The 25,721-nt window shown below is 70.4% G+C and carries 25 protein-coding genes and 1 other RNA gene; 18 read left to right on the forward strand and 8 right to left on the reverse strand.

Going from position 1 to position 25,721, the window contains the following annotated elements; genetic code table 11:
• Positions 1-27: 27 nt before the first annotated feature.
• From ACIBQX_RS10460 to ACIBQX_RS10490, 7 genes are read left to right on the forward strand one after another with little or no spacing between them, the layout of a single operon-like run.
• Positions 28-378: an RRQRL motif-containing zinc-binding protein gene (locus tag ACIBQX_RS10460; RefSeq protein WP_397002798.1), complete on the forward strand. Its 351-nt coding sequence runs from the start codon at positions 28-30 to the stop codon at positions 376-378.
• The gene (locus tag ACIBQX_RS10465; protein WP_397002800.1) at positions 375-632 is read left to right on the forward strand and encodes a hypothetical protein; all 258 of its coding nucleotides are present in this window, start codon (positions 375-377) and stop codon (positions 630-632) included. Before ACIBQX_RS10460 ends, ACIBQX_RS10465 begins: the two co-directional genes overlap by 4 nt.
• Positions 629-1,102 (forward strand): hypothetical protein, encoded by a 474-nt coding sequence (locus ACIBQX_RS10470; RefSeq protein ID WP_397002802.1) that lies wholly within the window; start codon positions 629-631, stop codon positions 1,100-1,102. Before ACIBQX_RS10465 ends, ACIBQX_RS10470 begins: the two co-directional genes overlap by 4 nt.
• Entirely contained in the window at positions 1,086-1,685 is a 600-nt protein-coding gene (locus ACIBQX_RS10475; protein WP_397002804.1) for a hypothetical protein, read from the forward strand. The genes ACIBQX_RS10470 and ACIBQX_RS10475 overlap by 17 nt, the downstream gene beginning before the upstream one ends.
• Positions 1,686-1,688: 3 nt before the next feature.
• Positions 1,689-3,302, forward strand: coding sequence for a replication initiator (locus tag ACIBQX_RS10480; protein ID WP_397002806.1), 1,614 nt, complete (start codon positions 1,689-1,691; stop codon positions 3,300-3,302).
• Positions 3,303-3,337: 35 nt separating this feature from the next.
• A complete protein-coding gene (locus ACIBQX_RS10485) occupies positions 3,338-3,526 on the forward strand; it encodes a helix-turn-helix transcriptional regulator (RefSeq protein ID WP_397002808.1) in 189 nt (62 codons plus the stop codon).
• Positions 3,526-4,698, forward strand: a complete 1,173-nt coding sequence (locus ACIBQX_RS10490) for a tyrosine-type recombinase/integrase (RefSeq protein WP_397002810.1) — start codon at positions 3,526-3,528, stop codon at positions 4,696-4,698. Before ACIBQX_RS10485 ends, ACIBQX_RS10490 begins: the two co-directional genes overlap by 1 nt.
• Positions 4,699-4,731: 33 nt before the next feature.
• On the opposite strand, the gene rnpB is transcribed toward ACIBQX_RS10490, so the two are convergent.
• The 4 genes from rnpB to ACIBQX_RS10510 all read right to left on the reverse strand — a co-directional run bounded on the left by rnpB (position 4,732) and on the right by ACIBQX_RS10510 (position 8,140).
• An RNA gene (gene rnpB / locus ACIBQX_RS10495) (RNase P RNA component class A) lies at positions 4,732-5,124 on the reverse strand.
• A 153-nt stretch (positions 5,125-5,277) separates the two neighbouring features.
• Positions 5,278-6,600, reverse strand: coding sequence for a bifunctional RNase H/acid phosphatase (locus tag ACIBQX_RS10500; RefSeq protein WP_397002812.1), 1,323 nt, complete (start codon positions 6,598-6,600; stop codon positions 5,278-5,280).
• Complete coding sequence (locus ACIBQX_RS10505) at positions 6,597-7,337, reverse strand: zinc ribbon domain-containing protein (protein ID WP_397002814.1); 741 nt, start codon at positions 7,335-7,337, stop codon at positions 6,597-6,599. The genes ACIBQX_RS10500 and ACIBQX_RS10505 overlap by 4 nt, the downstream gene beginning before the upstream one ends.
• Before the next feature lie 2 nt (positions 7,338-7,339).
• Entirely contained in the window at positions 7,340-8,140 is an 801-nt protein-coding gene (locus tag ACIBQX_RS10510; protein ID WP_397003857.1) for a Nif3-like dinuclear metal center hexameric protein, read from the reverse strand.
• A gap of 313 nt (positions 8,141-8,453) precedes the next feature.
• On the opposite strand from ACIBQX_RS10510, the gene ACIBQX_RS10515 reads away from it, so the two are divergent.
• The 6 genes from ACIBQX_RS10515 (at position 8,454) to ACIBQX_RS10540 (ending at position 15,474) form a co-directional block, all read left to right on the forward strand.
• Positions 8,454-9,884, forward strand: a complete 1,431-nt coding sequence (locus tag ACIBQX_RS10515) for a flavin-containing monooxygenase (protein ID WP_397002816.1) — start codon at positions 8,454-8,456, stop codon at positions 9,882-9,884.
• 78 nt (positions 9,885-9,962) lie between these two features.
• Positions 9,963-10,997 carry a dipeptidase gene (locus ACIBQX_RS10520; protein WP_397002818.1) on the forward strand — a complete coding sequence of 345 codons (1,035 nt, stop codon included), beginning with the start codon at positions 9,963-9,965 and terminating at the stop codon, positions 10,995-10,997.
• Complete coding sequence (locus ACIBQX_RS10525; protein WP_397002820.1) at positions 10,994-11,767, forward strand: GNAT family N-acetyltransferase; 774 nt, start codon at positions 10,994-10,996, stop codon at positions 11,765-11,767. Before ACIBQX_RS10520 ends, ACIBQX_RS10525 begins: the two co-directional genes overlap by 4 nt.
• Positions 11,768-11,836: 69 nt before the next feature.
• Positions 11,837-13,270, forward strand: a complete 1,434-nt coding sequence (locus ACIBQX_RS10530; RefSeq protein WP_397002822.1) for an Nramp family divalent metal transporter — start codon at positions 11,837-11,839, stop codon at positions 13,268-13,270.
• Between the two features lie 55 nt (positions 13,271-13,325).
• Positions 13,326-14,300 carry a helix-turn-helix transcriptional regulator gene (locus ACIBQX_RS10535; protein ID WP_397002824.1) on the forward strand — a complete coding sequence of 325 codons (975 nt, stop codon included), beginning with the start codon at positions 13,326-13,328 and terminating at the stop codon, positions 14,298-14,300.
• Positions 14,301-14,334: 34 nt separating this feature from the next.
• Entirely contained in the window at positions 14,335-15,474 is a 1,140-nt protein-coding gene (locus ACIBQX_RS10540) for a C45 family autoproteolytic acyltransferase/hydolase (RefSeq protein ID WP_397002826.1), read from the forward strand.
• On the opposite strand, the gene ACIBQX_RS10545 is transcribed toward ACIBQX_RS10540, so the two are convergent.
• The 3 genes from ACIBQX_RS10545 to ACIBQX_RS10555 are packed head-to-tail and all read right to left on the reverse strand — an operon-like array spanning position 15,446 to position 19,145.
• Positions 15,446-16,933: an AMP-binding protein gene (locus ACIBQX_RS10545; RefSeq protein WP_397002828.1), complete on the reverse strand. Its 1,488-nt coding sequence runs from the start codon at positions 16,931-16,933 to the stop codon at positions 15,446-15,448. The genes ACIBQX_RS10540 and ACIBQX_RS10545 overlap by 29 nt on opposite strands.
• Positions 16,933-17,979 carry an acyl-CoA dehydrogenase family protein gene (locus tag ACIBQX_RS10550; RefSeq protein WP_397002830.1) on the reverse strand — a complete coding sequence of 349 codons (1,047 nt, stop codon included), beginning with the start codon at positions 17,977-17,979 and terminating at the stop codon, positions 16,933-16,935. Before ACIBQX_RS10550 ends, ACIBQX_RS10545 begins: the two co-directional genes overlap by 1 nt.
• A complete protein-coding gene (locus tag ACIBQX_RS10555) occupies positions 17,976-19,145 on the reverse strand; it encodes an acyl-CoA dehydrogenase family protein (RefSeq protein ID WP_397002832.1) in 1,170 nt (389 codons plus the stop codon). Before ACIBQX_RS10555 ends, ACIBQX_RS10550 begins: the two co-directional genes overlap by 4 nt.
• A 159-nt stretch (positions 19,146-19,304) precedes the next feature.
• Here ACIBQX_RS10555 and ACIBQX_RS10560 point away from each other — a divergent pair, with 159 nt between their 5' ends.
• The 5 genes from ACIBQX_RS10560 to ACIBQX_RS10580 all read left to right on the forward strand — a co-directional run bounded on the left by ACIBQX_RS10560 (position 19,305) and on the right by ACIBQX_RS10580 (position 24,483).
• Positions 19,305-20,639 carry a sensor histidine kinase gene (locus tag ACIBQX_RS10560; RefSeq protein ID WP_397002834.1) on the forward strand — a complete coding sequence of 445 codons (1,335 nt, stop codon included), beginning with the start codon at positions 19,305-19,307 and terminating at the stop codon, positions 20,637-20,639.
• A gap of 36 nt (positions 20,640-20,675) precedes the next feature.
• Positions 20,676-22,007, forward strand: a complete 1,332-nt coding sequence (locus tag ACIBQX_RS10565) for a sensor histidine kinase (RefSeq protein WP_397002836.1) — start codon at positions 20,676-20,678, stop codon at positions 22,005-22,007.
• A gap of 11 nt (positions 22,008-22,018) precedes the next feature.
• Positions 22,019-22,618: a TetR/AcrR family transcriptional regulator gene (locus ACIBQX_RS10570; RefSeq protein ID WP_397002838.1), complete on the forward strand. Its 600-nt coding sequence runs from the start codon at positions 22,019-22,021 to the stop codon at positions 22,616-22,618.
• 90 nt (positions 22,619-22,708) lie between these two features.
• Positions 22,709-23,458, forward strand: a complete 750-nt coding sequence (locus ACIBQX_RS10575; RefSeq protein WP_397002840.1) for a copper resistance protein CopC — start codon at positions 22,709-22,711, stop codon at positions 23,456-23,458.
• On the forward strand, positions 23,455-24,483 hold the full coding sequence (locus ACIBQX_RS10580) for a copper resistance D family protein (protein WP_397002842.1): 1,029 nt from the start codon (positions 23,455-23,457) through the stop codon (positions 24,481-24,483). The genes ACIBQX_RS10575 and ACIBQX_RS10580 overlap by 4 nt, the downstream gene beginning before the upstream one ends.
• On the opposite strand, the gene ACIBQX_RS10585 is transcribed toward ACIBQX_RS10580, so the two are convergent.
• Positions 24,441-25,613 (reverse strand): hypothetical protein, encoded by a 1,173-nt coding sequence (locus ACIBQX_RS10585; RefSeq protein ID WP_397002844.1) that lies wholly within the window; start codon positions 25,611-25,613, stop codon positions 24,441-24,443. The genes ACIBQX_RS10580 and ACIBQX_RS10585 overlap by 43 nt on opposite strands.
• Between the last annotated feature and the right edge of the window lie 108 nt (positions 25,614-25,721).

Below are 25,721 nucleotides of genomic sequence, written 5' to 3' on the forward strand. Positions count from 1 at the left end.
CACTCCCAGCAAAGGAGCAGAACTGTCATGCACTCTATTCCCGCTTCGGCTGCTCGGATACCGCAGCTCGAACGGCTCAACGCCACCCCCGGTACACGGGTCGTCTTCTACGACCCCACTGGCTCCGAGTACAAGTTGCCCACTTATCCGTGGAAGTGGGCACCCAAGCACCTGAAGACTCGACGCCAACTCGCCGCCCTCGGCCTGCGCCCCGGCGGACAAGCCCCCGTCGCCCAAATCCTGTGGCGCAAAGGCGGCCGTGTCGCCTACCTCTACGACGTCACCCGCGCGCTGCCCAAGCGTAAGCCCACCGGGAAGCAGCTGGCCGCTCTCGACAAGGCCTTGCGTGCGCGTCGTACCAAGCGGAGCGCCTCATGAGCCGCTCCATCGAAACCCCCGACTACGCCGCGTTCCTCAAAAGGATCATCCGCGCCTACAGCAAGCGCATCGCCGAAGGCGACATCGAAGCCCTCGCCGACCTCGCGGGCGTCGTCGCTGAACTCGATCACGCCATCGCCCAAGCCGTCATCCAGCTCCGAGCCAACTACGGCTACTCCTGGGCCGACATCGCCCGCCCTCTCGGCATCACCCGCCAGGCCGCCCAACAGCGCTGGGGCGGTGAGCGCCCATGAACGCCGGAACCGTCTACCTGCTGCACTTCGAGCGGCCCTACAAGCACGCCCGCCACTACATCGGCTGGACCCCCGGCGACCTGAACCGCCGCCTCCGCCAGCACCGTAACGGCACCGGTGCCCGTCTCATGGCCGTCATCACCGCCGAAGGCATCGACTTCGTCGTCGCCCGACTCTGGACCGGCGGACGCAACCTCGAACGCTCCCTGAAACGGCGTGGAGGAGCATCACGCTGCTGCCCCCTGTGCGGCATCACCCCACGTGTCACCGGCTGGGATCAGCCCGACATCGAGCACGTCACCGCAGAGCCCTACGCGATCAACATCGTGCCTGCCATCTGCGCGTGCAACCGAGTCACCCACCACGCGGCCTCGTTCCTGGCAACCGCCTCGATCACCTGCCTTGACTGCCATCAACCCGTCGTCCCCCAACGCGACGTCCAGGAGGAACACCATGTCCTCATCCGTTAACCGAACCGAACGCGTCGAATCCGGCGTCCAACTCCTCATCCTGCTCCTCGTCGGCCTCATGGCCGGAGCAGCCTCCTTCACCCACGTCCACGACTGGACCATGGCCAACAGCCCCGAAGGAACCGGCGAATGGTTCGGCTGGACCAACGCCGTCATCTCCGAACTCACCCCCACCGCCTCCGGCCTGGAAGTCCGGCGACGCAAGCGCAACGGACAATCCATCACCTACCCGATGATCGTCCTCATCGCCTCCGCCGGACTGTCCATCGCGGCCCAAATCGCCGTCGCCAAACCCCACCCCACTGGCTGGCTGATCGCCGCCATCCCCGCCCTGGCCTTCCTGGCCCTCACCAAACTCGTGCTCTCACGCGCCCCCACCACCCAACCGGCGACACCCGAGCCGGTCACCGTGCCGGAGCTTGACCCGGAAACCACACCGAATTCCACGCCTGAACCTGCGGACGCGCCCCTCGGCCATGAGCGCCAGGACCACGCGCACATCGACCACCGCACCCTCCAGGAGCGAACCCCGGCCCTGCCGGTCCTGCAACTGCCCACCCCCGCCCTGGAAGGACAGCACTGACCCATGCAACTCCAGCTCGACACCGCTTCGGCGCTGGCTCTCACCCCCGGGACCACTTCCCTGGCCCCGGGCGTGGGGGCGAACACCGAAACCCTCTTCGCGCGTGAACCTCGCCAGCACATCCGCACCGCCCTGGAACGCGCCGCACGCCCCGACTACCCCGCCTGGCTCGGTCACGTCGAATCAGCCGCCGCTTACACCCACCCCATCCGGCTGCACGGCAACCTGGCCACCGTCGACACCCGCACCGGCGAGATCCTCACCGTCCGGCACACCTCGACCCTGCCCGACGGCGTCATCTACAAAGCCTGCGGCAACCGCCGCCACACCGTCTGCCCCGCCTGCGCCACCACCTACCAACACGACGCCTACCACCTCGTCCGGGCCGGACTCGTCGGCGGCAAGACCATCCCCGACACCGTCCGCACCCATCCGGCCGTCTTCGCCACCCTCACCGCCCCCTCCTTCGGCCCCGTCCACACCCGCGACGTCCGTCACTGCGCCTGCCGCGACAAAAGCCGCTGCACCTGCCGCCCCGCCCCCTGCCATGCCCGCCGCGATGCGCCGAGTTGCCCGCACGGCAGAGCGTTGGCCTGCTGGCAGCGCCACTCCCCCGGCGACGAGCAGCTCGGCCGGCCTTTGTGCGCCGACTGCTACGACCACGCCCACCACGTCGTGTGGAATCACCACGCCGGAGAACTCTGGCGCCGCACCAAGCAACACGCCGAACGGCACCTCAACCAGCTCGCCCGGCAACGCGGCCTGCCCAAAGTCCGGCTCTCCCACGGCAAAGCCGCCGAATACCAAGCACGCGGCGCTGTCCACTTTCACATCCTGCTCCGCCTGGACGGCATCGATCCCGACCAGCCCGACGCCATCACCCCGCCCCCCGGCGGTATCACCATTGACGACATCACCGCCGCCGTCACCCTGGCCGCCACCACCATCGCCTACACCACCCCCGCCCACCCCGACCGGTCCGGCGGCTGGACCATCGCCTGGGGCCGCCAGCACGAGATCCGGCCCATCACCCTGTCGGCCTCCGGCGACGCCCTCGACGATCAGGCCGTCGCGGCCTACCTGGCCAAGTACTCCACCAAGGGCACCGAAGCCACCGGTCACACCTCACGGCGGCTCACCGCCGACACCATCGACCTGTACGCCAACCCCACCGGCACCCACCCCGAACGGCTCATCGCCGCCGCCTGGAAGCTCGGCCATACTCCCGAATGGAGAGGACTGCGCAGGTGGGCGCACATGCTCGGCTTCGGCGGACACTTCCTCACCAAAGCCCGCCGCTACTCGATCACCTTCGGCTCCATCCGCGAACAACGAGCCGCCTACAAACGCGCACACGCCCTCAACCGAGCCCAGCAAGGGCCAGAGGGACACCCCGAACCAACGCCATTTCAGCGTCAAGCCGTCCTTGACACCCAAACCGAGGAAACCACCCTCGTCATCGGATTCCTCACCTACGCAGGCACCGGCTGGCACACCACCGGTGACCAACTCCTCGCCAACACGGCAGCGGCCCAAGCCCGCGAACGCACCCGAGCAGGACGCGAAGAACTCGCCCACCACCAGGCATGCAGTTCGTCCACACCGCTCGCCGCCTGACCAACCTCAGAACGCGAACGGAGTGCACCACCGCCATGAATCCCACCACCCAGCGAACATGGAGCACCGAAGACGTCTCAACCTTCCTCGGCGTGCCCGTTGCCACCTTGTACCAATGGCGACACCGAGGAATCGGTCCAAAGGCGGCCCGTGTCGGTCGTCACCTCCGTTACCTGGAGGAGGACGTTCTTGACTGGTTCCGTCAGCAACGAGATGCGGCCTGATGGCTCGCGTCCGTGACCTCTGGTTCCGGACCGTCACAGGATCGGATGGTCAGAAGCATCGACAGAAGACGAAGCGGCATCCCGACAACGGTGGCAGCAAAGAGGCCAAACGCTGGCTCGCCATCTGGATCGGCTTAGACGGCAGGGAGGAGACGAAAGCTTTCACGACCAAAGTCCAGGCGACGAATCACGGGACGGCCAAGGAGGCTGACCGGCTCCGTGGCATCTATGTCGACGAACGCAGGGGCAGGCTCCTGTTCCGTGAGTACGCCCAGGACAAGTGGCTGCCATCACAGGTGCACTTGAGGACCAACAGTCTCGACACTTACACCGTCCACCTGCACGCGCACCTGATCCCCGCCTTGGGCGAAAGGCGGATCGGCAGCCTCACCAGGGCGGACATGAAAGCCGTCGTCGCACGGTTGAACAAGACCTTGGCCCCGACGACGGTGCACACCGTGTTCGCGGTCCTGCGTCTCGTCATGCAAGCCGCCGTCGATGACGGCGACATCCCCAACAACCCGTGCTCACGCGTTCCCCTACCGCGCATCACGGCCCGCGTGGTCGAGCCCTTGCCAGTAGAGGCTGTCTTGGCTCTCGCCAACGCCATGACCCCTCGCTACCAGCTGGCCGTGTGGCTCGGCTTCGGGCTCGGGCTTCGACTGGGCGAGGCCCTCGGACTGACAGTCTCGAAGGTGGAGACGGGAGCCAAGCGCGTTCTCGTTCATCGCCAAGCGCAGAACGGTGAACTGGTCGAACTCAAGACCAAGGCATCGCGTCGCGCGCTGCCCGTTGATGACCTCGTCCTCGCCCAGATCGTAGAGCATCAAACGTGCTATCCCACTGGTCCTGAGGGCGTGCTTATCACCAACAGGTGTCGTCGTATCGCTCAGCGAAAGTCGTTTAACGAATGCTGGCGCGAGGCCGTAGCAAAGGCCGGCCTTCCCAAGGGCACTCGATTCCACGATCTGAGGCACTTCTACGCCTCCGGGCTGATCAAGGCCAACCTCAACCCGAAGGTGATCCAGACTCGGCTGGGCCATGCCACCATCGCCGAGACGATGGACACCTACGGCCATCTCTTTCCGGACCAAGACGATCTCGGGCGTGGGGCCATTGACGCGCTTCTGCTTCCGAATCTCACGGAACAAGGACGGAACAGGCAATCTTGAACAGTGCTCCGCCCCTGGTCACAGCGGCGGAGTGAGACGAGCCGGCCTGTAGGCCGGGTTCTGTCCTTCGCGATGCGAAGGGGCGACCATCCATCTAGGGCCGTCGTTGCCGGCGGCCTCAAGCGGTCTACCCGTGCGCCTCGGGCGGGCAGCCCTCAAGCGGTGCACGCGGGACGCCCCGGAAGGCGTCCCTTCTTGACCTTGCTCCAGGTGGGGTTTACCGAGCCGCCCACGTCACCGTGGGCGCTGGTGGTCTCTTACACCACCGTTTCACCCTTACCTCCCGGGGACCGGGAGGCGGTCTGTTTTCTGTGGCACTGTCCCGCGGGTCACCCCGGGTCGGCGTTACCGACCACCCTGCCCTGTGGAGCCCGGACCTTCCTCGGCGGGCCCGTGCGGGCCCGACGCGGCCGCCCGGCCGGCTCGTCTGAGTCGAGGTTATCGCATGCAAGCTGTTCGCAAGCAAATGACAAGATCGGGGCGATGGGATAGGGGAGTGTCATCGCCTGAGGGGGGCGGTGCACGATGGTCGTGCCGGGTGTTCTGGCGGCATCCGGCACGACCGGCCTCGGGGGCCGGTCAGCGCAGGTGGGACGTGTCGTTGAACGTCTTGACGACGGACTGGCCGTCGGCGTAGTGCTCGATCAGGGACAGGCAGGCCAGGTCGAGGTGCATGCGGTAGAGGGCTGCCGGGGGTGCCAGCAGGGCCAGGCGCAGCAGGGTCTTGATGGGGGTGACGTGGGAGACCACCAGGATCGTGCGGCCCTCGTAGGTGTCCTTGAGGCGCTGCTGAGCTCGTTCGACGCGGCGCGCCACCGTGGCGAAGCTCTCGCCTCCGGGGGGCGGGGTGTCGGGGTCGGTCAGCCAGGCCGCGAGCTCGGCGGGCCAGCGTCGCTGGACCTCCGTGAACGTGTGCCCTTCCCAGGCGCCGAAATCGGTCTCCCTGAGGTCTTCGTCCACCTCGTAGTCGAGGCCCGTCCGCGCCGCCACGGCCTGGGCCGTCTGCCTGGCGCGGGTGAGGGGGGAGGTGACGATCACGTCTGGCCGGTACGGGTCGCGCGACAGTTTCTCGGCGGCCGCCGTGGCCTGGGCCAGGCCGTTGGGTGTGAGCTCGGGATCGCCGAGGCCCGAGAAGCGCCGCTCCACCGACAGCGGGGTCTCGCCGTGCCTGAGCAGGACCAGGGAGGTCGCCACGTGGGTGGGAGGGGACCAGCCGGTGCCTCTGGTGCGCTGCTGGGCCGCTGCCACGGAGGCGGTGGGGGCGGACAAATCCGGAATGTCGCCCGCATCCAGGAGATCCGTCTGCTCCACCAGGGACGCCGTCCGCTGCGCGGCCGAGTCACTCGCCGTAGGTCGCGCGCTCGCCGTCGGCTGCGCGCTCGCATCGCGCGCCCGGGGGGCGGTCCGTGGGGCCGCGCCGGGGGCGGGTGGTGTGTCGCCGGTCGTTTCGTGGTGTACGGCGGAGCCGCCCGCCTTCCAGGTCAGGCCCTTGGCGGCGGCGTCCATGGCCTCGTTGGCCAGGCGGTCGGCGTGTTGGTTGCGGGCGCGGGGGATCCAGGTCCACTCCGTCACCCGCAGCCGCCTGGCGAGCTTGGCCGCCTCCAGGGCCAGCGGGCGCAGCCCCTCATGCTTGATCTTCCAGCGGCCGGCCATCTGCTCGACGACCAGCTTGGAGTCCATCCGCACGGCCACCTGGGCGCCGTCGCCGGCCAGCTCCAGCACCGAGCGGAGGCCGGCGATCAGGCCGCGGTACTCGGCCACGTTGTTGGTGGCGACGCCGATCGCCTCGGCCGCCTCCGCCAGCACCTGGCCGTCGGAGGCGTCCTTGACCACGGCGCCGTAGCCGGCCGGGCCCGGGTTGCCGCGTGACCCACCGTCGGCTTCGATGACGTACGAGGTCAAATGCCCGACTCCGGGGTGCGGACGAGGATCCTGCGGCACTCGTCACAGCGCAGCACCTCGTCGTGCGGCGCGGCCTTGATCCGGTTCATCTCGGCGATGGACAGGGCCACCTTGCAGCCCTGGCAGCGGCCGCCGTGCAGCATCGCGGCGCCGACGCCGTACTGGTCCCTGAGCTTCTCGTAGAGCGCCAGCAGGTCGGCGGGGATATCGCCGGTGGCGGCGGAGCGGTCGGTGCGCAGCTCGGCCGCCTCCTTGTCGATCTCCGCGAAGGCGGCGTCGCGGCGGGCCTCGGAGGCGGACAGAACCGCGGCGAGCTCGTCGCGCTTCGCGCCGAAGTCGCGCACCTGGGCGTCGGCGGCCTCGCGGCGCTCCATGATCTCCAGCACGACCTCTTCGAGGTCGCTCTGCCGCCGCTGCAGCGAGGCGATCTCGGACTGCAGGCCGGACAGGTCACGCGGCGAGGTCACGGCGCCGGAGTCGAGCCGCTTCTGGTCGCGGTCGGCGCGGGTGCGGACGGTGTCGACGTCGCCCTCGGCCTTGATCTGATCGCGGGCGAGGTCGCTCGCCTCGGTCTCGGCCTCGATCGCCTGGGTGACCAGCCGGGCGTAGCGCTTGGACTGCTCGTCGATCTCGGCCAGCTCGGGCAGAGTGCGGCGGCGGTGTGCCAGCCGGTCGAGCTTGGAGTCGAGCTCAGCCAGGTCGAGCAGTCGCTTCTGGGCCTCGGGGGCTGCTTTCATGATCAATATCCTCTTGTCCAAGCATCGGTGACCGTGGCGGAGACACGTGTCTCAACGTTAACGCCACTGGAGCCCAGGATGGACGCGGCGCTGTCGAGCCACGGCCATTCGGTGGCCCAGTGCGCGGCGTCGATCAGCGCGGGCCCGCCCGCCTCCACGAACTCACTGGCCGGGTGGTGTCGCAGATCGGCCGTGAGGAAGACGTCCACCCCCGCGGCACGGGCGGTGTCCAGGAGCGAGTCGCCCGCTCCCCCGCTGACGGCCACCCGGGAGACGCGGCGGGACTCGTCACCGGCGACGCGGATGCCCCACGAGGTGCGCGGCAGCCCGGCGGCGGCCCGCTCGGCGAACTCGCCGAGCGTCGTCTCCTCGGGCAGGTCCCCGATACGGCCCAGCCCGCGCCAGGGGTCGTCCGGGAACGGCCGCAGCGGCACCAGGTCGCCCACCAGGCCGACGGCGCGGGCCAGGGCGTCGGACACGCCCGGGTTCGCCACGTCGGCGTTGGTGTGGGCGGTGTAGAGGGCGATGTCATGCTTGATCAGCGTGTGGAGCAGGCGTCCCTTGGGCGTGGTGGCGGCGACGCCGGTGACGCCGCGCAGGTAGAGCGGATGGTGGGTGACGATGAGGTCGGCGCCCCAGTCGAGGGCCTCCTCGGCGACGGCGGCGACCGGGTCCACCGCGAACAGCACCCGGCTCACCGGCAGGGCCGGATCGCCGCAGACCAGGCCCACCGCGTCCCAGGACTCGGCTCGGGCGGGCGGGTAGGCCACCTCGAGCACGTCGATCACGTCGGTCAGTGTCACAGCAGCCACCTGCGCAGACTATCGGTTCACCGGGGCCCGCCGTGGCGGACGGCGACGGCCCGGGGCGTCGTTCCTAGGCGGCAGGAGCGCCGGTCCCCGGGGCTCGGTGCGTTGATCACACCAGACGAATACCGACGCGGCATGCATCGGCCGGCGACGGTGACCAACCTGACCGTCCGTGGTCCACGCCACGCGCTCCTGTCGCCTACCGGCGGGCCATCCCCTGAGAGGAAGCGCATTCATCCCCTGCCTGAAGGCCTGGGGCTTGCTGCGGGCCTTCGGTAAGTGGATCCTGATGGGGGTGGAGGACGGCATGACACCTAAGGTCGCGATCATCGGAGCGGGGTTCGGCGGGCTGTGCATGGCGATCCGGCTGGAGCGGGCCGGGATCGGTTCGTACACGGTCTTCGAGAAGGCGGGCGACCTCGGCGGCACCTGGCGCGACAACGGCTATCCGGGCGCGGGCTGCGACATCCCCTCGCACCTGTACTCGTACTCCTTCGAGAAGTACGCGAGCTGGACCCGCCGCTATCCCGGGCAGCCCGAAATTCTCAAATATTTACATCACTGCGCCGATAAATACGGCGTCAGGCGAAAAATCCGGTTCGCCACAGAAATCACCGCCGCCGACTTCGACGGCTCCCGGTGGCACCTCACCACCGAAGGCGGCAGGTCCGAGGCGTTCGACGTGGTGGTGATGGGCGTAGGCCAGCTCAACCGCCCCCGCTTACCCGACATCCCCGGCATGCGGGAGTTCGAGGGCACGTCCTTCCACTCGGCCCGCTGGAACCACGAGCACGACCTGACCGGCGGACGGGTGGCCGTGATCGGCAACGGCTCGTCGGCCGCCCAGTTCGTCCCCCATGTCGCCGAGCGGGCCGAGCGCCTGGAGCTGTTCCAGCGGACCCCGAACTGGGTGATCCCCAAGCCCGACGCCACCTTCGCCCCGGCCGCCAGGCTGGCCTTCCGCTACCTGCCCGGCCTCCAGCGCGCCTACCGCGAGTGGATCTTCCGCTACGCCGAGAACACCCTCTACCCGGCCCTCGCCCAGGGCTGGAGCAGGGAGCTGCTGCGCAAGCGCGCCCTGGCCCACCTGCACGCCCAGGTGGCGGATCCGAGCCTGCGGGCCAAGCTCACGCCCGGCTACCCGGCCGGCTGCAAGCGGGTGATCATCGACAGCGCCTTCTATCCGGCCCTGTGCAGACCCAACGTGGACGTGGTGACCGACAGGATCGTCCGCATCACGCCGAAGGGCGTGCGGACGGCGGAGTCGTCGTACGAGGTGGACACGATCATCTACGCCACGGGCTTCAGGAGCACCGAGTTCCTCGCCCCCATGAGGGTGACGGGACGCGGCGGACGCGACCTCGCCGAGCAGTGGGCGGACGGCGCCGAGGCCTATCTCGGCATCTCCGCGCCGAACTTCCCCAACCTCTTCCTGCTGTACGGCCCCAACACGAATCTGGGGCACAACTCGATCGTCTTCATGATCGAGTGCCAGGTGAACCACATCATGGCGTGCCTGCCGCACCTGTCGCGGGGCGGGCGGCTGGAGGTGCGGCCGGAGGTGATGGCCGCCTGGCGCGCGCGGCTCGACGCGTCGATGGCGCGCATGGTGTGGGGCGGCTGCCAGAGCTGGTACAAGACGGCCGAGGGCCGCGTCACGAACAACTGGCCCGGCCCGGCCACCCTGTATCGCAGGCTGACGGCCAGGCCGCCGCGGCGGGCGTACAGACAGGTGTGACGCCCCGCCAAGGACAGGCGGGTGATCTCGTACGGCGCCACATGGCCGTGGCGGGGCCCACCAGGTAGCGTCCGACCCATGACGACCTCCCTGCACCAGCGCTCCCTCGTGGCCGACACCCACAACGACCTCCTGATGGCCGTCGCGGCGAGGCCGCGCGCGAAGTGGGCCGCCTTCTTCCGTGAGCGCTGGCTGCCGCAGCTCCTCGACGGCGGGGTGAACCTCCAGGTCCTGCCGGTCTTCATCGACGACGGCTACCGGCCCGAGGGGGCGCTGCGGCAGACGCTGCGCATGATCGAGTGCGCGCACGTGCTGGCCGAGGGCAATCCGGAGCACGTACGGCTCTGCCGTGACGCGGCGGAGATCGACGCGGCGCTCGACGCCGGCCTGATCGCGCTGGTCCTGGCCATGGAGAGCATGCCGGGGCTGGACGCGAGCGTGGAGCTGATCTCCACCGTGCACCGGCTGGGCGTGCGGGTGGCCTCGATCGCGCACTGGGGGCGCACGCCGCTGGCCGACGGCAGCGGCGAGGACGCCACCGGCAGCGGGCTCACCTCGCACGGCGTGGCCGCGCTGCGCGAGATGGAGCGCCTCGGCATCGTCTTCGACATCTCCCACCTGGGCGCCTCGGGGGTGGCGCAGGTGCTGGAGCTGGCCACCAAGCCGCTGATCGCGACCCACTCCTCGGCCCGCGCGCTGCGTGACCACCACCGCAACCTGACCGACGAGCAGCTGCGCGGCGTGGCCGGCACAGGCGGCGTGATCTGCGTGAACTTCTTCGCCGGGTTCCTCACCGAGAACGAGCACGAGGCGACGCTGGACCACCTGCTCGACCACATCGAGCACGTCGTGGAGGTGGCCGGGATCGACCACGTCGGCATGGGGCCGGACTTCGTCCGCGAGGTGCTGACGGACCTGACGCCGCCGTGCTGCGAGCACACCTACGGCGTGGACGTCAACGCGGCCATCCCCGGGCTGGACGGCCCGGCGGGGCTGCCCATGGTGACCGAGGGGCTGCTCGGACGCGGTGTGCCGGACAAGGACGTACAGAAGATCATCGGCGGTAACGTGCACCGGCTCTTCGGGGAGATGCTGGGTATGACCCCTTCGTGACGGATCTGGCGGTGGAGGCGGCCGAGCGCAGCGGCGTGGTGATCCGCGAGTTGCGGGAGTTCGCCGAGTTCGAGCGGGTGTACCGGCTCTTCGACGACATCTGGCATCCCGAGCCGGGCAATGCGCCCGTGCCGATGGAGCTGCTGGTCGCCTTCTCGCATACGGGCGGTTACGTGGCGGGCGCCTTCGAGGGCGAGGCTCTGGTGGGCGCGTCGGTGGGGTTCCTGGCGGCGGATCGGACCCTGCACTCGCACGTCACCGGGGCGGTGCTGGGGCGCGGCGTCGGCTATGCCCTCAAGCTGCACCAGCGCGCCTGGTGCCTGGAGCACGGGCTGGGCCGGATCACCTGGACGTTCGACCCGCTGGTGCGCAGGAACGCGCACTTCAACCTGGTCAAGCTGGGGGCCAGGCCGGAGGCGTACCTGGAGAGCTTCTACGGCGTCATGGGCGACGCGATCAACGAGGGGGACGAGTCCGACCGGCTGCTGGCGGTGTGGCGCCTGGCCGAGCCGCCCGGCGGCGAGGCGAGCGAGCCGGCGTGGCCGTGCGCCCTGGAGGCGGTCGGTGAGCGGCCGGTCGGGACGGCGGTGTCCGGCCCCGTGGTGCTGGTGGCGACTCCGCGCGACATCGAGACGCTGCGCCGGGAGGATCCGGGGGCGGCGCGGGAATGGCGGCTGGCCATGCGGGAGGCCCTCGGCGGGCGGCTCGCCCGAGGAGCCCATGTCACGGGCATGACCACCGACGGAAAATACATTGTGAATCATCGCTGACGGGGTATTCCACCGTAGTTTCGGCTCTCTGTAATGTGGCGATAAGGAAGAGCGAGCAAGGAGATCCGCATGACGGAATTCACTCCAACGGTTCCTGCGCGAGTCCTACCCCCCGTCGCCATCCGTGATCTGCCCGACCCACCCCGGTCGCCGTGGCGCATCATCGGCCCCGGCCTGGTGGGAGCCGGAGTGGGGCTCGCCTCGGGCGAGTTCATCCTCTGGCCGTACATCGCCTCCCAGGTGGGCCTGGTGTTCATCTGGGGCGCCCTGATCGGCATCATCACCCAGTGGTTCCTCAACATGGAGATCGAGCGCTACACGCTGGCCACCGGCGAGACCGCGCTCACCGGGTTCAGCCGGATGTGGAAACACTGGGGGCTGGTGTTCGTCCTCATGACGCTCGGCTCGAACCTGTGGCCGGGGTGGGTGACGACGTCGGCCACCATGGTGACCTACCTGACGGGCACGGGCGAGGACAGCGTGCGCTGGATCGCCATCGGCATGCTGCTGGTGATCGCGCTGGGGCTGACGCTGGCGCCGATCATCTACGTGGCGCTGGAACGAGTGATCTTCGTCAAGATCGGCCTGGTGGTCGTCCTCGTGGTGGTCGCCATCGTGTTCGCGATCACCGCCGAGAGCTGGGTGCAGCTGGGCCGCGGCCTGAGCGTCGGCGCGCAGTTCCCGGTGCCGCCGCTGGACTTCGCCCTGCTGATGGGCGCCATCGCCTACGCGGGCGCGGGCGGCGGGCAGAACCTGTGCCAGAGCAACTGGATCCGCGACAAGGGCTTCGGCATGGGCCTGTACGTGCCGCGCCTGGTCAGTCCGGTCACCGGGCACGAGGAGGCCGCCGCGTCGACCGGCTTCCAGTTCGCGCCCACGAAGGCGAACCTGGAGCGCTGGCGGGCGTGGTGGCGCTTCGCCAACATCGAGCAGGCGTCCACGTTCGCGCTGGTGTCGTTCGTGACGATCGCATTGATGTCGATGCTGGCCTACTCCACCGTGTTCGGCCGGGAGGGCCTGGCCAACAGCATCGACTTCCTGCAGGTCGAGGGGCAGGTGCTGCAGGAGACGGTGGCGCCGTGGTTCGGCGTGCTGTTCTGGGTGATCGGCGCGCTGGCGCTGTTCGCCTCGGCGATGGGCATCGTCGACTACACCTCGCGGCTGGCCTCGGACATGCTCAAGACCGTCTACCTGCGTGACCGGGCCATCTCGGTCAACCGCGTGTACTTCCTGCTGGTCTGGGCGATCGCCGTCATCGGCACCCTGATCCTGCTGCTGGGCTTCGACCAGCCGCTCATCCTGCTGGTGTTCTCGGCGAGCTTCGCGGCCGTGATGATGTTCGTGTACTCGATCCTGCTCATCATCCTCAACCGCAAGTCGCTGCCCGAGGCCATCAAGGTCCGCTCCTACCGGCTCGGCGCGCTGATCTGGTCGGTGGCCTTCTTCGGCACGCTGACCGTCATCGTGCTGTTCCAGCAGATCCAGCGAATCTTCGGAGGCTGACCGCCGTCGGCAATGCGGAAGCGAACCTTCCTCGATAGCGGGCAGACTGGCAGGCATGCTGGAAACCTCGGCCCGCCTGCTCAAGCTGCTGTCCCTGCTCCAGGCGCACAAGGAGTGGTCCGGCCCCGAGCTGTCCGCGCGGCTCGGGGTCTCGACCAGGACGATCCGCAACGACGTCGAACGACTGCGCAGCCTCGGCTACCCGGTGCACGCCACCCCCGGCGTGGCCGGCGGTTACCGGCTGGGTGCCGGAGCCGCGCTGCCTCCGCTGCTGCTCGACGACGAGGAGGCCGTGGCGGTCGCGGTCGGGCTCGGCCGGGCGGCGGGCGGCGGCGTGGCGGGCATCGAGGAGTCGTCGGTGCGCGCGCTGGCCAAGCTGGAGCAGGTGCTGCCGTCGCGGCTGCGGCGGCGGGTCAGCACGCTCAACGCCTTCACCGTGCAGATCCCTGGGCAGATCCCCGGCAAGTCGCCGCTGGTGGCGCCGGAGGTGCTGACCACGATCGCGAACGCGGCCCGCGACCGAGAGCGGCTCCGCTTCGACTACACCGGCCACGACGGCGCCGACAGTGTGCGGGACGTGGAGCCGTACCGGCTGGTGCACCGCCACAGCCGGTGGTACCTGGTCGGCTACGACACCGAGCGGCGGGACTGGCGGACGTTCCGGGCCGACCGCATCACTCCCCGCACGCCTGCGGGCCCCCGCTTCACCCAGCGTGACCTGCCCGCCGACGGCGATGTGGCGGCGTACGTGGAGAAGGGCGTGAACACCGCCATGTGGCGCCATCGGGGGACGGTCCTGGTGCACGTCTCGGCGGAGGCGCTGCGGGCCCGGCTGCCCTCGCCCGAGCTGGACATCGAGCCGGTCGACGACGAATCCTGCCTGCTCCGGCTGGGCGGCGACGACCTCAACGGGATGGCCACCTGGGTCGGCTTCCTCGGGCTGGACTTCGAGGTGCTCGACCCGCCCGAGCTGGCGGACGCCGTACGCGTGCTGGCGGAGCGTTACGGCCGGGCGGTCAGCGGGCGGTAAGAGGCCGGTCAGCGCCCCCGCCCAGGATCGGCGCATGGACATCGCGCAGATAGCGGGAAGCAGGGACGACTTTCAGGTCGTTCACCACCTGACGCTCCGAGGCTCGCAGGTGGAGATCGGCAGGCAGCTCGCCGAGCGGGCGCGCAGCCTCGGCTGGGCGCCGCAGCCGATCGATCCCACGGTCGGCAGGGCCCGCAGAACCTGGTTCGAGCGCCACTGGCCGCAGCATCACGCCCGGCTGGACGGCGCCGCCCAGGTGCTCGGGCTCGACCCGGACCAGGACGAGCTCGCGCTCGACGGCCTCGGCTACGTCCCGGCGGGGTCGGGCTGCTCGGCGCTGTGGTGTCCGCCTGCCCGCGCCACCGACGGGCATGGCAGGATCGGCCGCAATTACGACTTCTTCACCATGACGACAACCGAGATCATGGGTGGCGCCGGGCCCGCCCCCGGCGAATTGCCGATGGCCTCGCGCCCCCACGTCATCTCCACGGTGCCGGACGAGGGCCTGGCCTCCACCGTCATCACCATGTCCGACCTGGACGGCTGCATGGACGGCGTCAACGAGGCGGGCCTGGCCGTGATGCTGCTCATCGCCGACGTCACCGACGCCGCGCCGCCCGAGCAGTTCGCTCCCCAGGTCGGCCTGAGCAGCGTGCAGGCTCCCCGGTTCCTCGTCGACACCTGCGAGACCGTGGAGCAGGCCAAGCAGGCGCTGCTCGGGGCCAAGCACTACGACCACGGCATGGGCCTGCACTACCTGGTCGCCGACGCCCACGGCGGGGCGTTCGTGTGGGAGCGCGGCAAGGACGGCTCCGAGCACATCATCGAGAACCCCGGCGAGCCGCTCGCCGTCACCAACCACCTGTTGCACCGCAACCCGGACCCGGCGAACCTGCCGGAGGACACCCCGGCCACCTTCGGCACGTTCGGCCGGCTGTGCGCGCTGCACGAGTGCGCCAAGGCGGCCACCATGTCGCCGGCGGAGCTGCGCGAGAGCCTGCTGCGGGTGGCCACCGGCGCCGATCCGGCCGAGCCGTGGCGGACGACCTGGAGCACGGTCTTCGACACCCACGAGCGCACCCTGGCGACCCGCTTCTACCTGGGTGATTCGGCCGGCGTGCCGAGGTACACCGAGGAGCTGACCTTCAGCGCGCGTCCAGGTACGCCTGCCTGACCGCGGAGCGGGAGAGCTTCCCGGTGGGGGTGCGGGGCAGCCGCTCGCGGTACTCGATCACCTTCGGGTGCTTGAACCTGGCGAGCCGCGGCCCGCAGTGGCCGAGCAGCTCGGCGGTGAGCTCGGGCCCCGGCGTGACGCCCTCGGCCGGCTCGACGAGGGCGACCACGTGGTGGCCCCACTCCTCGTCCGGCACCCCGATGACGGCCACGTCGGCCACCGCCGGGTGCTCCAGCAGCGCGGCCTCGATCTCGGCGGGATAGATGTTGACCCCGCCCGAGACGATCAGGTCGGTGCGCCGGTCGCACAGGAAGAGGTAGCCGTCCTCGTCCAGATAGCCGATGTCGCCGGGGGCGTACCACTCGCCGCGCATGCTGGCGGCGGTCTTGGCCCGGTCCTTGCGGTATTCGAAGGTGCCCAGGCCGGACTTGACGTGGACGAGGCCGGGCTCGCCGGCGGGCGCCTCCTCCCCCGCCGCGTCGAGGATCTTCGCCTCGAACGTGGGCGCGGGCCTGCCCACGGTGCCGGGCCTGGCCAGCCAGTCGTGCGGTTTGACGGCGAAGGCGATGGCGGACTCGGTGGAGCCGTAGTACTCGTACAGCACCGGCCCCCACCAGTCCATCATCGCCTGCTTGACCGCGACCGGGCAGGCGGCGGCGGTGTGGATGACCTGCTGGAGGCTGGAGACGTCGTAGCGCTGCCTGACCTCGGCGGGCAGGCGCAGCATCCGGTGGAACATGGTGGGCACCATCATCGCGTTCGTCACCCGGTGCCGGTCGATCAGCTCCAGGACGGCGACCGGCTCGAACCGGGGCGCGATCACCACGGTGTGCCCGAGATGCAGCGCGAACTGCGTGTGGGCGCACGGCGCGGAGTGGTACATCGGCGAGGTCACCAGGTGCACGCCGTCGCCCGGCCGCAGGTCGAGGACCTCGCCGAGGAACCAGGTGTAGAGCGGCACGACGCTCTCCGGCTCGGCGCCCGGCAGCGGGCGCTGCACCCCCTTGGGAAAGCCGGTGGTGCCGGAGGTGTACCACATGACCGCCCCGGCGGCCCGCCCCTCCGGCGCGGTGACCGGCCGCCCTTCGGCCAGCCGGTCCGTGCCGGTCTCGGCCCCCGGCACCGTCCGCGCCTCCCCCGCCACGACCAGCCTGGCATCGCAGTCGTCCAGGATGTACGCCACCTCGGCCTCGGTCAGATGCCAGTTGACGGGCACGTAGTAGAGGCCGATCTGCCCGGTCGCCATCAGCATGACGATCGCGTCCAGGCCGTTGGGCAGCACGCCCGCCACGACGTCGCCGTCGGTGAGCCCGCGGGCGCGCAGACCGTGTGACACCTGATGGACCCGCGCGAGCAGCTCGCCATAGGTGGTCCGGGACCCGTCGGCGTCGATCACCGCGAGCCGCTCGGGGTCGGCCCCGGCGATCGCGTAGAAGCCCGGCAGCCCGCTGACGTCCATCACAGCCCCAGTGACTCGGCGAGGCGGGCACGGTGGACGCGCGGCGGGCCGAGCAGCACCTCGTCGGTCTTGGCCCGTTTGTAGAACAGGTGCGCGTCGTGCTCCCAGGTGTAGCCGATGCCGCCGTGCAGCAGCAGATGGTCGCGGGCCACCTCGAAGCAGGCGCGGCCGACGTACGCCTGGGCCAGCGCGGCGGCCTCGGGCAGCTCGCCGGGGGACTCGTCGGCGGCCCAGGCGGCGTAGCGCACGATGGACTCGGCCTGTTCGAGCTTGCAGTGCATGTCGGCGAGCTTGTGCTTGACGCCCTGATAAGAGCCGATATAGCGGCCGAAGGTCACGCGGATCTTGGCGTACGCCACGATGGCGTCCAGCGCGGCCCGCATCACGCCGAGCTGCTCGGCCGCCAGCGCCACCGCCAGCCGGTCGCCGGCGCCGTCCTCGGGCCAGGCCCCGAGCACCCGCGCACGGGCGCCGTCGAGCTCGACCCTGGCCTGGCCCCGGGTGGGGTCGAGCGTCTCCAGCGCGGTCCTGGTGACGCCCTCGCCGGCGAGTTCGACGGCGACCATGACCACGCCGCCGCCGGTCAGCGCCGGCGCCACCAGCACGTCGGCCTCCATGCCGGACAGCACCTGGGCCAGCGTCCCGGTGACGGTGGCTGACTCCCCCGCGACCTGTTCGGCGGTGACGGCGTCGGCGGGCGGCAGGGCGAGGGTGGCGGCGAGCCGGCCTTCGGCGATCGCGGTGAGCAGCTCCTTGTCCGGCACCCGGGCCAGCGCGATGGCGGCGAACGTGGTGGCCAGGAAGGGGCCGGGCAGCAGCGCCGCGCCGGTCTCCTCCAGCGCGACCGCCAGCTCCGCGAAGCCCGCGCCGGCTCCGCCGTACTCCTCGGCGACGATCAGCCCGGACAGGCCGAGCTCGCCGGACAGGCGCGCGTACACCTCGGGGTCGTAGCCCTCGCGGACCTTGGGCAGCGGCGAGGCCGCGCCCAGGAAGGCGCGGACGGCGGCGCGCAGTTCCCGCTGCTCCTGGTCGAGTACGAGCTTCACGTCTGCGTCCCCACCTTCAGGTCCTTGAACGGCACGGTCTTGTCCACCCTCGGCTCGGGCGGCAGGTTGAGCACGCGGTCACCGATGATGTTGCGCATGATCTCGTTGGTGCCGCCGCCCAGCGCCATCCCGGGGGCGACGCTGAGCGCCTGGCCGAGCGGGTGGCCGCCGACGACCGAGGCGGGGCCGGCGAGGCGGGTGGCGAGGTCGGCCTGGAACAGGTAGAGCTCGGCCAGCAGCAGCTTGGCGGCGCTGCCGCGGGCGCCGGGGAAGACGCCCGCGTTGGTCTCCTGGGCCAGGCGCTGGTTGAACAGCGCCAGGGCGCGCGAGCGGATGTGCAGCTCGACGAGCTCGTCGCGGACCAGCGGGTCACTCGTGTCGAGCACCTCGCGCAGCGCCGCGACGGAGGCGGGGTTGTCCCGCTGGCCGCCCATGCCGACGCCCGCGGAGATCGACAGCCGTTCGTGCAGCAGCGTCGTGACCGCCACGCTCCAGCCGTCGTTCACCTCGCCGACGCGGTGCTCGTCGGGGATCGGCACGTCGTCGAAGAAGATCTCGTTGAAGTTGGCCCGGCCGCTCATGTCCCGGAGCGGCCGGACGGTGACGCCGGGGTGGCGCATGTCCACCACGAACATGGTCAGGCCCTTGTGCTTGGGCACGTCCACGTCGGTGCGGGCGAGCAGCAGCCCCCAGTCGGCGTGCTGGGCGACCGAGGTCCACACCTTCTGGCCGTTGACGATCCAGCCGTCGCCGTCGCGCACCGCCCTGGTCTGCAGTGCGGCCACGTCGCTGCCCGCGCCCGGCTCGGAGAACAGCTGGCACCAGATCTCCTCGCCGCGCAGCAGCGGCCGGACGAAGCGGGCGCGCTGCTCGTCGGTGCCGCGGTCGACCAGGGTGGGGCCGGTCATGCCGAGGCCGATGGAAAAGACGTACAGGGGCAGGGTGAAGTGGGTGGCCTCGGCGGCGAAGGCGCGCTCCTCGGCCTGGGTGAGGCCCTGGCCGCCCCACTGGCGCGGCCAGGTGATGCCGCTGTAGCCGGCGTCGTGGAGCCTGGCCATGAAGTCCTTGGCACGGGCGATCGGATCGCCCTGCGGCGGCAGGTCGTCCGATGGGGTGTTGGCCACCAGCCAGGCCCTGGCGGCGCGGCGGTAATCAGCGAGATTCACGTCGGCTCCTCAGCATCAGCGCTCACTTACTTTATCCACACGCAGGAGGAGGGTACAGAGCAATGCTCTAGTAGTGTTTTATCCAGATTTGTCGCTGAATCTCCGCTAATTGGAATCGTAGCGACTTAATGTGATCACCTGGTTACCGGGGGGAAAGGCGTGATCACACCGTTCGGCACGTCCGTGCGCGCGCGGCTGACGTTGTTCGCCAGCGTGGCCATGGCGCTGCTCTGCGTCGCGGTCAGCTCCTTCCTGCTCTACATGCTGCACTCCTCGGCCGCCCACGAACAGCGGGTCGCGGTGTCGGGAGCCGCCCTGCGGGTGGTCCACCTGATCGAACGGGACCGGCTGCCCGACGTCCTGCGTTCCGGCCAGCCCAGCATCCAGGTGATCGACGACCGGGGACAGCTGGTGTCCTCGACACAGGACCTCGCCGGAGCACCGCGCATGAGCACGCTCGAACCCACCCGCGGGGCCAGAATGCTCCTGGAGACGTGCGACCTGCCCACCTACCCTGGCCAGTGCAACGTCCTGGTCGTCGTCCGCGTCTATCGGCCGGCGGGCGACTGGCTGGTCTACGCCACCCAGAAGGCGGTCCCCTGGTACGTCACCCCGAGCGTGCCCGCCACCCTGCTCGTACTCTCTCTCGGGCTGGTGGGACTGACCTGGTTCGGTGTCTCCCGGGTCGTGGCCAAGACGCTCGCGCCGGTGGATCGGATCCGCGCCTACCTGGCCGAGATCTCCGCCGGCGGCGGCGGCATGCGCGTGCCGGTGCCCGCCAACGACGACGAGATCCGGGCCCTGGCCGAGACCGCCAACCAGACGCTGGAGCGGCTGGAGGCGGCGATGGAGCAGCAGCGCAGGTTCGCCTCCGACGCCTCGCACGACCTGCGCAGCCCGATCACCGCCATGCGCACCCAGATCGAGGAGGCCCTGCTCTACCCGAACGACACCGACTGGCCCGAGACCGGCCGGGCCCTGCTGGCAAGCCTGGAGCGGCTGCAGGCCCTGGTCACCGACCTGCTCACGCTGGCCAAACTCGACGCGGGCACGATCGCCGCCAAGGAGCCGGTGGACCTGTCCGAGCTGGTCACCGTGGAGACCGCCAGGCACCGTTCCAAGCTCGTGGTCATCACCCTGCAGTCGGGCGTGACGGTCACCGGCGACCGGCTCAGGCTCGCCCGCCTGCTGACGAACCTGCTCGACAACGCCGAGCGGCACGCCGAGAGGATGATCTGCGTCACCGTCCGGAGGAACGGCCAGGCCACCCTGGAGGTGCTGGACGACGGCGGCGGCATCGCGCCCGAACAGCGGGAGGAGGTCTTCCGGAGATTCACCAGGCTGGACGCCTCACGCAACCGCGACGCCGGGGGCACGGGACTCGGCCTGGCCATCGCCCGCGACATCGCCGAGACGCACGGCGGCGCTCTCACCATCGAGGATTCCGACAGGGGCGCCCGGTTCGTGCTGCGGTTGCCGCTCCGGCAGGGCTGAGCCTTGTTTCTGCGATGGTCTCTCACCCGATGGTCGGTGCGCCGCCGCCTGACCGTGGTGACCCTGCTGACGACGCTCTGCGCCGGCCTGCTCGGCGTGGTGCTGGCCACCCCGCTGCTGTACACCCTGCTCGCCAATTATGTGACCGAGCAGGCGGCGCAGGCCGCGCGCCGGGTCGCCTTCGACGTCGAGCGGCGCGCGCCGGACGACCTCAAGCCGGTGGCCGTCACCGAGAGCGTCGACCTCATCCAGGTGATCGACGACCGGGGCGTGGTCCGCCAGGCCAGCTCCTCGCTGCTCGGCTTGCCCGCGCTGACCAGGGCGAAGGTCGAGGGCGACGCCATGCGCGTGGACGGCCGGACCTGCACCGACCGGCTCCCGGGCGAGCACTGCCTGATCACCGTCGGCTACTGGGTGCCCGTGCGCGGCGAAAGCTGGATGGTGTACGCCTACGCGCCCGACGTGCACTACTACATCAGCCTGGAGTACGTGCTCGGCATGCTGCTCGGCGTGCTGGCCGTCTCGCTCGTCACGGCCAACGTGGCCTCGGTGACCGCGGGCAAGGCGCTGGAGCCGGTGAAGGCCATCAAGAGCGAGCTCGCCGAGATCACCGCCACCGACCTGGAGCGCCGGGTCCCGCGCTCGACGCACCAGGACGAGCTCGACGACCTGGCCCGCACCGTCAACCAGACGCTGGACCGGCTGGAGCGGGCGGTGGAGCAGCAGCGCAAGTTCGCCTCCGACGCCTCGCACGACCTGCGCAGCCCGATCACCGCGATGCGCGCCCAGATCGAGGAGGCCCTGCTCTACCCGGAGGGCACCGACTGGCCCGACACCGGCCGGACGGTGCTGGCGAGCCTGGAGCGGCTGGAGGCCATCGTCACCGACCTGCTCGCCCTGGCCAGGCTGGAGGCCAGCGCGCCCCTGGCCGCCGAGCCCGTGGACCTGGCCGACCTGGTGCAGGAGGAGCTGGCGCGACGGCCGCGGACCAAGCGCGTCAGGCGGGGCCTGAGCCCCGGCGTGGTGGTGTCCGGGGACAGGATCCGGCTGTCCAGGCTGCTCACCAACCTGCTGGACAACGCCGAACGGCACGCCGAGTCCATGATCAGGGTGACCGTGCGCGCGCACGGAGGACTGGCCGTGCTGGAGGTCGTCGACGACGGCGAGGGCATTCCGCCCGAACATCGCGAGAAGGTCTTCCAGAGATTCGTCCGGCTGAACGCCGCGCGCAGCCGCGACGCCGGCGGCACCGGACTGGGCCTGCCCATCGCCCGTGAAATAGCGCGTGCGCATAACGGCTCTCTTACGATCGAAGACTCCGACCTCGGCGCCCGCTTTGTCCTACAAATGCCTTTGCGTAGTGATTAAAGTGAACACATGTGACTCCAGGTTTCAGCCGGTTACGGCGCGAGGATTTGTTGGCAACCGCTTGCGAGGTCATCGCGGCTCAAGGTTTCGGCCATACCCGAACGATGGACATCGCCCGAGCCGCCGGTGTCAGCCAGGGCTTGCTCTTCTACCACTTCGAAACGAAGGACCGGCTTTTCGCCCAGGCGTTCTCGTACGCGGCCAGACGTCACCTGGAAGCGCTGAACGGGGTCGAGCGGTCGCAGCGGCCACCGCTGGAGCGGCTACGGGCGCTGCTCCGGCTCTGCTCCCCCGCCGGCTCCTCCGAGGGCTGGCGGCTGTGGATCGACGCCTGGGCGGAGTCGATGCGCAGCGACGACATGGAGGAGACCTCACGGCTGCTGGAGCTGCAGGGGCGGATGGTGCTGCGCGGCATCATCGAGGCCGGGGTGGAGTCGGGCGTCTTCACCTGTGCCGACCCGGAGGCCTCCACCTGGCGGATCTTCGCGCTCATCGACGGGCTGGCGATCCAGATCAACGTGCACGGCAAGGTCCTGTCGCGCCGCCGCGTCACCCAGCTCGTCCGTACGGCGGCCGTCATGGAGCTGGGCGTGGCCGTGGCTGACCTCTGAGCGCAGGACGGTGGCCGCACCGCCGAACGGGTCTGACGAGGGTGGGACCATAGACGGGTTCGGACGGCGATCGACGGAAGGTTTTGATCGGTGAGGCGGCTAGTCACGGTCCTGCTGCTCGCCTGCGCGGCGATGGCGATCGCTCCCCCCGCTCAGGCGCACAACGTGCTGATCAGCAGCGACCCCAAGGACGGGGCGACGCTGTCGGCGCCGCCCGGGCAGATCACGCTGGTGTTCGACCAGCCGGTGCGCCAGGGCTACGCGCAGATCGGCGTGACCGGCGCGGACGGGTCGGCGTGGGCCGACGGGGCGACGACGGTGGCCGCCGAGCGGGTGACGGTCAAGGTGAAGCCGCTGACGACGGCCGGCGCGTACGTGGTCGGCTACCGGATCCTGTCGGCCGACGGGCACCCGGTCACCGGCAAGATCGGCTTCACCCTCGCCGGCGAAGGCGCGCCCACCGGGGCCCCGCAGGAGGCCGGTACCGACCCGGACGCCGCGGCCCAGCCTGATGCTGCGGCCCCGCGGAACGCCGGAGCCGACCGGGACGCCGGAGCCCAGCCGGACGCCGGAGCCGCGGCGGCGGAGGCCGCCGCGAACGGCGGCGCGGGCATGGCCGTGGTGTGGATCGTGGCCGCCCTGCTGGTGCTGGCGGCGGGCACCGCCGTGGCCCTGCGCCGCGCCAACCCCCGCCCGCCGGCCGACGCACCCGACCCGACGGACGCGGCCGACGCGACCGACCCGGCTGACCGGACCGACCCGACCGACGCGGCGGACGCGGCGGACGCGGTCCGGATCGGCGGTGTGCCGGGGCGGCCGGAGGAGGGGACGCGCGCGTGACGCTCATCGACACCCCTCGTGACCAGCGGATCGGCGGGCTGCTGAGCGGCGGGGCGTTCGCCGTGTGCGCGGTCGTGGCCGCCGTGGTGGCCGGCACGCTCACCGCCCAGGAGTCCGTGCCCGGCATCCCGATGCCGGGGCTCGTGGTGACGGTGGGGCTCCCCGTGGTGCGGGTGCTGCTCGACGTCTCGGCCGTGGCCGTGGTCGGGCTGAGCCTGCTGGCCAAGCTGCTCGGCTTCGACGCGCCCGACAAGACCGAGCCGGTCATGCGCCGGGTACGGCCGCTCGCGGTCACCGCCGCCTGGGCGTGGGCCGTCTGCGCCCTGCTGACGATCGTGCTCCAGACGGCCGAGCTCAATCCCGGGAGCGTCCCCACGCTCGGCATGATCGCCTCCTACGTCGACACCGTCGGCACCGGCCAGGGGCTGCTCTTCAGCGCCGCCTGCGCGCTGGCCGCCGCGGGGATCGGGTTGATGGCGGTGCGCTTCGGCGAGAAGGTGCCGGCCGAGCTGCGCATCATCGTCGCCCTGTTCGGCCTGCTGCCCATCCCGGTGACCGGGCACGCCGTCAACTCCGTCTGGCACGACCCCATCATGATCATGATGGAGGTGCACGTCATGGGCGCCGCCGCGTGGACGGGCGGCCTGGTGGCGACGGCCGTGTTCGTCGCCTCGCGCAGGGAACTGCTGGCCGTCGTGCTGCCTCGCTTCTCCCGGCTGGCGACCGTCTGCCTGCTCATGGTGGGCGCGTCCGGGCTGGTGAGCGGGCTCGGCACGATGGCGCTCACGCCCGGCGTCGAGCTGCCCGCGGCGATCCTGACCAGCCAGTACGGCATCCTCGTGGTGATCAAGGTGACGCTGACCGCGCTGCTGGTGCCGCTGGCGGCGCACATCCGGTTCCGGCTGATGCCCGGCATCCGCAGGGGCGAGGCCATGGCCGTCGCCGGCTGGGCGACGGCGGAGCTGGCCGTGATGGGGCTGGCCTACGGCGTGGCGGTGGCGATCACACGGGCCTCCATCGGCTGACGCCGGGTCGCGTACCACTCACACGCCAGCCAGACGACCAGCAGGCCCGGCCCGGCCCAGACGGCCGACTCCGTGGCCAGGGGCGGCGCCCCCAGCAGGTCGTCCTGGCCCAGGAGAAGGCCGTACACCGGTCCCATGAGCGCGCTCTGCGCGGCCAGGCCGCCGTAGACGGCGGCCGTCACCACGACGGACCCGAGCACGGCCCGCACCAGCGGATGCCGGAGCAGGAAGGCCAGGTCCACGCAGAGCCCGGCGGCCACCAGGAACAGCGGCAACGCCGACGGCGGGAACCCGGTGAAGGTGAGCATCGGCCAGAACAGCACGCGGACGCCCACGTACGCCGCCGCCACCAGCGTCGCCGCGCCGAACCTGCCGATCATCATCCGGGCGGCCACCAGCACCCCGAGGCCGACGACGACCGCGTACACCGGGTAGAGGAGATCGGGGACGGGCAGCGTGAAGTTGGTGACCATGATGCGGTCGACCGGACGGCCCATCTGCTCGGCGGCGAAGTCCAGGAGGATCTTCTCGGCGTAGACGACGCCGTTGTCCCACGCCCCGAGCGACAGGATGCCGTACTCCTGGTGCTGCTCGGGGAAGTGCACGTTCTCCAGGAAGAACGCGAGGAACGCGCCGAGCATCACCGTGCGCGTCCGCCCCGGCGGCGCGCCCACGAACCAGCCACGCACCACGCCCGCGATCATGAAGAACGTGCCGATGTACAGCGCGAGGTGCGACGGGCTCCAGGATGTGATGTCCAGCCCGTTGATCCGGTGGTTGATCAGGTCGAGCGGCACCGCGACCAGGAAGATGCCGGTGCCCCACTGGATCAGCCGCAGCGCCGCCCGGTCGACGCCGTAGCCGGTGTAGCCGTGGATGATCGTCAGCGCGAGGACGATGGCGGTGCCGACGGAGTTGAGCAGGTGGGGCGGGGCCAGGTCGTCGCGCAGCCACATGAAGTGCCAGGACACGTCCCAGGCCGAGCCGAGCACCTTGAGCGAGAACGCCACCAGCCACCCGACGTAGAGCAACCGGAACAGATCAGGCGGCGTCGCACGGCCCGCCGGGCCTCTGGTCCAGTAAGGCAAGGCCCACTGGGCGGCCTTCTTGAGCGTCGCTGGTGACTTCACGGCCGAAATCTTACGGTCATCGGACCCGGGGGCCGCTACACCCCTCGCCCGGCAAAGTTTCGGTCACGGTGTCACCTGGAGCCATCCGGCCGTCTCAGCGATCTCTCA

The sequence above is a fragment of the Nonomuraea sp. NPDC049714 genome (assembly GCF_044465295.1).
Lineage (GTDB): Bacteria > Actinomycetota > Actinomycetes > Streptosporangiales > Streptosporangiaceae > Nonomuraea.